The sequence below is a fragment of the Longimicrobium sp. genome (genome assembly GCF_036554565.1).
Taxonomy (GTDB): domain Bacteria; phylum Gemmatimonadota; class Gemmatimonadetes; order Longimicrobiales; family Longimicrobiaceae; genus Longimicrobium.
The window spans coordinates 1-5395 of the sequence record NZ_DATBNB010000425.1 but is presented as its reverse complement, the minus strand read 5'-3'; the positions used below and the strand labels follow the sequence as shown (position 1 = coordinate 5395).

The window sequence follows — 5395 nt, the reverse complement described above, 5'->3', positions numbered from 1 at the left end:
TCCCGTTCCTGACGAATGCGGAGCGCGTGGGCGGATTGCCATCTGCTGACGGCGTACCACAACCTCTTGCCCGGCAACTGCTTAGGGGCGAGCGCCGTCCTCCTGGGAGTACGGTCCCCGTGCGCTGGGGATGACCACCACCCGCGACGAGTGAGGCTTTTCCTATGTGTTTGCCCCAGAGCGAGATACAGATGGCGCGCGGCACCGCTCTTGCCCCGGTGAGCCCGCAATCGGAACGAACGAGCGTGCAACCATCTACGCGGAGCTTTCGCATGTCCATGCTCCATCTTGGCCGCCGGGTGGCGGTTTGTGTACTGGCCCTTTCCACCACGGCTTGCGCGGGCGCGGGCGGCGGATTGGGCACCCTGGGCGAAATTCTCGCGGGGGCGGCGGGCGCCGGAGGCCAGCAGCAGGGCCAGCAGGGGCAGGGCGGGGTGGTGACCGTCGAGGTGCAGGGCGTCGACCAGCAGCGGCAGGTGATCAACGTTGCCACGCAGCAGGGCCAGCGGGGCGCCATCCGCTACGACCAGCGGACGCAGGTGGTCTATCAGCAGCAGCAGTACCCGGTCACGGCGCTGGAGCGCGGCGACGTCGTCGACATGGAGATCCAGCAGGTTTCGCAGAACGAGTACTACGTGGGCCGCATCCAGGTGCGGCAGAGCGTGCAGGAGCGCAACGGCCAGCCCGCCCCCGGCACCAGCGGCCAGGGCACCATGGGCGGCACCACGAGCGGGCAGGCGCAGGTGTTCTCGGGACAGGTGGCGCAGATCGACCATCAGCGGAACGCGCTGGTGATCCAGATCCGCCAGGGGGTGAACGCCACGGCCTACGTGCCGTCCAACTCGCCCCGCGCCACGATGGACGAGTTCCACCGCCTGCGCGTGGGCGACTTCGTCCGCTTCGAGGGACGAGCCGTCAACAACCAGCAGATCGAAGTCCTCCGCTTCTACTGAGGCAGGGGAGGATGACGAGAGCCCCGCGCCGGACCTTCCGGCGCGGGGCTTGTCCGTTCGATTCATACCGCGTACTTCGTACCTTCCGTCCCGTCCCTTTCCGCAGACCGAGGAAGCACCGTGGCCCGACCGTACGTTCTCGCCGAGACCACCTGGAAGACGGTAGCCGACATGCGCTACGACGTGGCCGTGCTTCCCTGGGGCGCCACGGAGGCGCACAACTACCATCTGCCCTACGCCACCGACACCCTGCAGTGCGACGCCGCCGCCGCGGAATCGGCGCGGCTGGCGTGGGATCGCGGGGCGCGGGTGATCGTGCTCCCGACGGTTCCGTTCGGCGTGCAGACGGGGCAGCTGGAAATCCCGCTCTGCCTCAACGTCAATCCCACGACGCAGCTGGCCATCCTCCGGGACATCGCCCACTCGCTGGCGGGGCAGGGCATCGGCAAGCTCGTGATTCTGAACGGCCACGGCGGCAACGACTTCCGCGCGATCATCCGCGAGCTTCAGCCGCAGGTGGGCGTGTTCCTGTGCGCCATCAACTGGTGGAACTGCGTGGACCCGCGGCCGTTCTTCGCGGAGCCCGGCGACCATGCGGGCGAGCTGGAAACGAGCGTGATGATGCACATCGCGCCCGAGCTCGTTCTGCCTTTGGCCGAGGCGGGGCCGGGGACGGAGAAGAAGTCGAGGATCGCCGGCCTGCGCGAGGGCTGGGCCTGGGCTCCGCGCCGCTGGACGGCCATCTCCGCCGACACTGGCGTAGGCGACCCGTCCGCGGCCACGCCGGAGAAAGGCGCCGCGTTCCTCCACGCCGTCAGCGAGCGCATCAGCGGGTTCCTGGTAGACCTCGCGCAGACAGACATGAACGAAGCGTACGAAATATCTTGACACTCCGAGCGTGGGCGTGCATCATTGGGTAGCGCTCCAACCATGGCGCAGAGACGTAGCCACAAGGTCGTGCAATGCGTACGAAGAACACACGCTGGTATTCGAGCCTGACGGGCGCCGCAAGCCTGCTGGATCTCCGCGGGAACCCCGCCTGGTTTCGGCAACTCGCTCCGGCTCCGCGGCGCGGCCGGGACGCAGAAGCCATCGCGGGCGACTTCCATGCGATCGGGGGCGATCTGGAGCGAGCGCTGCTCGCCTACGCGCAGCGGCTGCCAGCGGAACGCCGGGGTGAACTCACCAGGCGTCTGGCGGCGGCTCGCACTGCTGAATGGGACACTCCTGTGGTGCCGCGGCCGCACTTGCCCCGGGAGCTGAGTTCGGACGTGATGCGTCTGCTGGACGCCTTCGCCACCGCGCAATCGAGGCGCGACGGATCTGGACATGGAACTTACCAAGGCCAGGAGAGAGGTCACACGCAAGAAGCACCTGCCGGAGGCGGCTCCGGCGGGTGATCCCGGCGCGTCCCTGGGAGCAGAGGCAGAACCCGAAGAGCTCGTACAGGAGATTCGGGCCGTCATCGAACGGTATTCCGGGCCGCTCCCGCACCCGTTCATCCTGGCCCAGTACAAGGAAGTCGAGCCCCGCTCCATCGCGTGGGTTCTCAACAGCGCCACCAAAGAGCAGGAGCACCGTCAGTGGTGCGAAAGCGAACCCTTGCGGCAGTCCGGACGCGCGCAGTGGTTCGCTTTCGTTTTGGCGGTGCTGGTGGTGCTGGTTGGTGGCGGGCTGATCTACGCCGACAAGTCGGCCGCGGGCCTGGCGACGATCCTGGTTCCCCTCGCCACCCTCCTGGGCATCTTCGTGTATCGTGAAATCAAGTCGGGCAGGGCATCGGACGTGGCTGGTGAGCAGAGATCCTAAGAGCGGGAGGCGAGAAAAGAATCCACGGTTTCGCGGATCTTCGGGCTGAAGCGCTGGAACTCCACGTCCGTGAGCAACCCCATCCGGCGGATGGCCGTGAGCTTCAGGACAGCCATGGAGCGCCGCATGTCATTGAACGCGATGGCGATGTCTTCGTCGCGGTGCTGGATCAGCTCGAACGTCTTCAGGTAGCGCTCGTGCGCGGTCAGGCTGGCGTCGTCCACCACGGCGCGGCACTCGTCCAGGATCTGCGCGCAGAGCCGGTCCAGCAGCGTGGGCTGCAATGCGCGAAGCGTCTTCCAATCCGGTTCGTCGATCTGCGGGCCCATGCATTCCTCGTTGGGTCGGACAGGTGATCACTTCGTACATTCGACGCGAATGACGCGTCTTCCGCAAGGTCGCCAACAAGCGCGGCCCCGCGACGAGGTTCGTCGCGGGGCCGCTCGGTTGCGTACGGACGCGCTCGGCTACTTGTACAGCGGCCCGCCGGCCAGTTCCTCGATCGCTGCCATGAAGGCGCGGAACTCGGGCGTCCACTCGCCCTCGTGCTCGGCGCCGCGGCTGTCCGGGTAGGCGTTGCTGCCGTACGACTCCACGGTTCGGCCGTCCGCCGACAGGCGCAGAGACCAGCCCGCCCCGTCGGCGATGTTCTCGGCCACGTAGCTCCTGCGCCAGAAGTTTACGCCGATTTCGTCGACGGTGGTCCAGAAGTTCGCCCAGGCCTGCGCCGACGGAACGGTTTTGACGCTGTCGTTCTGCGACGGGCTGGTCGGCGCCCAGTGCCCGCGCCGCAGCACCACCGTGTCGCCGCGAAGCACCACGTCGGCGGAAGGGGCCTCGTATCCGCCCATCGAGAACTCCAGCTCGTCAGGCACCCCGGCGCGCGGCAAGGGACCCGCGAGGTCGGTGCACGCGGCAAGGGTGAGCACGCCGCAGAGCACAGCGAGCCCGGTGCGCGGGCGCGGGAATGTCGAGAATACCCGGATCATGCCGTGGCGTGGGAACGGTGGAACAGGTGGCCCGGGGCGCACGCCGGGGCGAGCCGCGTGTTCATTAACGTGGCTCTAAACTGGATTGTGACAGCGGGCCGACGGCCGCGGCTGCACTCGTAACCTCGGGCTCCGCGAGGATTGCCCCATCTGGTCCGGGCGTGATTCGGGCCATATAATCGAGCAACGGATGTACGCAAACCACAAGTAAGGGGCGATTCGATGCTGGTTGTATCAGTAATCAACTACAAAGGTGGCGTTGGCAAAACGACAGTAACTTCCAACCTCGCGACAGAACTCGCTTTTCGCGGCCAGCGGGTCCTCGCGATTGACCTTGATCCGCAAGCTAGCCTCACCTTCTCACTTGTGCGCCCAGAGTATTGGGAGGCAGAGCTTTCGGCCGGAAAGACGATCAAGGCGTGGTTCGATTCGTTTTCAAGTGGCCAGGCCCTCTCTCTTGAAGATCTGGTGATTTCACCGACAGCCGCGAACGCACGAATCCCCGATGGTTCCCTGGATCTGATCCCATCGCATCTAGGATTGATCAAACGTTGATTTGGAACTTGCGACGGAATTGGGTGGTGCCACCCTAAAACAATCGAAGCAGAACTACCTAAAGGTGCACCGGCGTTTAAGTGATGGAATCGATGCTATCGATCCGGATACCTACGACATAATACTGATCGATTGCCCGCCGAACTTCAACGTGGTGACCAAAACTGCTATCGTGGCGAGTGATTACATCCTCATACCAGCCAAGCCGGATTATTTGTCAACATTGGGCATTGATTACCTTCAACGAAGCGTGACCGCTCTGGTTACGGACTTTAACGAATACGCCGAACTGGACAACGCACAACCAGGAATCCAGATTAGCCCTGAGATCCTAGGGGTAGTATTCACGATGGTGAGCATGTACGGGGGGCAGCCGATATCCGCCATGCGGCCGTTCATCGCTCAGACCAAGAGATTGGGCGTGCCCGTGTTCTCGACATTTATCCGTGAGAACAAGTCTTTATTCGGAGATGCGCCGCAATCAGGGGTCCCCGTGGTGCTCGTTCCGCAATCAAGCGGTACATACAAAGAGGTCCTGACCGAGTTGGAATCGCTCACTACAGAATTCCTACAGAAGATCGAAGGGTGATTCCATGGCTCAAGACGAGGTTACGCAGGTCCTATCAGCCGTCTCTAGGTTTCTCGCTAGCTTGAGTCGAGCCGACGTAGAATCGCTCACGACGGGCGAGCGAAAGCTTGGGCTGCTGCCCAGTCCGAGTAAAAAAACACGCGCGCCGGTTAAACAAAAGCGCGACATTTCCGATGAGGAAATGAAACGTGATTTGGCCTCACTGGGAGAACTTAACTCGCGAGAGGAAGGCCTTCTGCTTTTGGATGAGAAGTACCGGACCAAGGCCTTGCTCGAAAAGCTAGCCCGAACGGCTGATCTACATGTGCAGCGAAGTGACAATGTAGAGATGCTCCGTTCCCGGGTGATCGAAGCGACCATCGGCTACCGGTTGCGATCAAGGGCTATCCAAGGGGAGGGCGGTTCGATGATAAAAAACACCGATGCCGTAGAAACTCCTGACCTTCTCGGGTGAGCAGACGGTTCGGATTTCGGCGCCTCGCAAAACGAACATGATGCGC

8 protein-coding genes are annotated in these 5395 nt (G+C 63.5%); 6 read left to right on the top strand and 2 right to left on the bottom strand.

The features are described from left to right. Positions 1–272: 272 nt before the first annotated feature. The 3 genes from VIB55_RS11590 to VIB55_RS11580 all read left to right on the top strand — a co-directional run bounded on the left by VIB55_RS11590 (position 273) and on the right by VIB55_RS11580 (position 2762). Positions 273–953, top strand: a complete 681-nt coding sequence (locus tag VIB55_RS11590) for a hypothetical protein (RefSeq protein WP_331876823.1) — start codon at positions 273–275, stop codon at positions 951–953. Between the two features lie 120 nt (positions 954–1073). Then, the gene (locus VIB55_RS11585) at positions 1074–1841 is read left to right on the top strand and encodes a creatininase family protein (protein WP_331876822.1); all 768 of its coding nucleotides are present in this window, start codon (positions 1074–1076) and stop codon (positions 1839–1841) included. Positions 1842–2282: 441 nt separating this feature from the next. Beyond that, positions 2283–2762 (top strand): hypothetical protein, encoded by a 480-nt coding sequence (locus tag VIB55_RS11580; RefSeq protein ID WP_331876821.1) that lies wholly within the window; start codon positions 2283–2285, stop codon positions 2760–2762. Here the strand turns inward: VIB55_RS11580 and VIB55_RS11575 are convergent. Next, positions 2759–3091, bottom strand: a complete 333-nt coding sequence (locus tag VIB55_RS11575) for a hypothetical protein (RefSeq protein WP_331876820.1) — start codon at positions 3089–3091, stop codon at positions 2759–2761. The genes VIB55_RS11580 and VIB55_RS11575 overlap by 4 nt on opposite strands. Positions 3092–3229: 138 nt before the next feature. Beyond that, entirely contained in the window at positions 3230–3751 is a 522-nt protein-coding gene (locus VIB55_RS11570) for a hypothetical protein (RefSeq protein WP_331876819.1), read from the bottom strand. Between the two features lie 222 nt (positions 3752–3973). Between VIB55_RS11570 and VIB55_RS11565 the strand changes: the two genes are divergently transcribed. The 3 genes from VIB55_RS11565 to VIB55_RS11555 are packed head-to-tail and all read left to right on the top strand — an operon-like array spanning position 3974 to position 5349. Beyond that, positions 3974–4306: a ParA family protein gene (locus VIB55_RS11565; RefSeq protein ID WP_331876818.1), complete on the top strand. Its 333-nt coding sequence runs from the start codon at positions 3974–3976 to the stop codon at positions 4304–4306. Position 4307: 1 nt separating this feature from the next. After that, positions 4308–4895 (top strand): ParA family protein, encoded by a 588-nt coding sequence (locus tag VIB55_RS11560; RefSeq protein ID WP_331876817.1) that lies wholly within the window; start codon positions 4308–4310, stop codon positions 4893–4895. A gap of 4 nt (positions 4896–4899) precedes the next feature. After that, the gene (locus VIB55_RS11555) at positions 4900–5349 is read left to right on the top strand and encodes a hypothetical protein (RefSeq protein WP_331876816.1); all 450 of its coding nucleotides are present in this window, start codon (positions 4900–4902) and stop codon (positions 5347–5349) included. The last annotated feature ends 46 nt before the right edge of the window (positions 5350–5395 follow it).